General features: G+C 64.3%; 1 protein-coding gene. It reads right to left on the bottom strand.

The genetic code is table 11. The features are described 5' to 3' along the window. Positions 1–10: 10 nt before the first annotated feature. Positions 11–952 carry an IS110 family RNA-guided transposase gene (locus AC066Y_RS43230; protein WP_478279136.1) on the bottom strand — a complete coding sequence of 314 codons (942 nt, stop codon included), beginning with the start codon at positions 950–952 and terminating at the stop codon, positions 11–13. Positions 953–1,122 lie beyond the last annotated feature (170 nt).

The following is a 1,122-nucleotide window of genomic DNA, read 5'->3' as shown; positions in this document are numbered from 1 at the left end:
CCGGCAACTGTTATGTTGATGGAGCGATCTTGTAGGGTTTTCGGTCGCGCATCATGGCGTTGAGGATGGTCAGCAGCTTCCTGGCGACAGCAATGAGGGCGAGCTTGGCCGGTTTGCCGGCCTGGCGCAGCCGGTCGTAAAAGACCTTGAAGCGACCAGCGCGGCGAACGGCGTTGAGGGCGGCCATGTAGAGGGCGTCACGGACGCGCTTTCGTCCGCCGCCGATCCTGCGCTTGCCACGATAAGCCCCGCTATCAACGTTGAAGGGAGCCAGGCCCGCAAGAGCGGCCACCTGCTTTGGCCCGACATGTCCGAGTTCCGGCATCTGGGTGATGAGTTGCATGCAGGCGACGGGTCCCACACCGGGCAGGGAGCGCATCAGCTGTGCATCGTCCGCGAGCTCCGGCTCGGCTTTGACGAGCGCGCTGATCTCGGCTTCGATCTCGACGATCTCATCATTGAGGACCTCGATGAGGCGGCCGATGCGTTCGGCCATGGCGAGGTCCTCGGCCTCGCTGCGGCGGTTCTTTTCCTGGGCTCGCATGGCGACCAGTTGGTCCCGCCGTTTTGCGAGCTTCGCCAATGCGTTGCGGGCGGCCGTCGCGGCCTGCTCGGTGGCAGGCTGCATGGCACGCCCAAAGGCCGCCAGCATTCGCGCGTCAATCGGATCGGTCTTGGCGAGCTGGCCGCCGGCACGGGCAAAGTCGCGGGCACGAGCCGGATTGATCCGGGCAAAGCGGATGCCGGCCTGACGCAGCGCCTCGCGAAGCGCGAGGTCGTAGACACCCGTGGCCTCAAAGACCACCAGCGCATCGCATCGCCAACGCGCCACCAGCTGTGTGATGGCCTGTGTCGCGTTGGCGATGCGCTCCGGCACGCCTACGGCTTCATCAAAAATATCGAGATGGTGTTTGGAGACGTCGATTCCGACGCAACGAAGAGCTAGGATCACGGTGCCTGTCCCTGTGATGCGAGGTCTGTTGGCGCAGCCTCGTGCAACTGTTCAGGTTGATAGATGGAACGGGCGGGGGACCGAGCCGGCTCACGGCGTCAAGCGCCAAGGACCCAACGGCTTCCCGCCCACCGCCATCATGACAGACTTTCCAGACACAGGGACCCATA

This window comes from Bradyrhizobium sp. USDA3010, from assembly GCF_056429065.1.
This window is presented reverse-complemented; position numbering and strand designations above follow the sequence as displayed.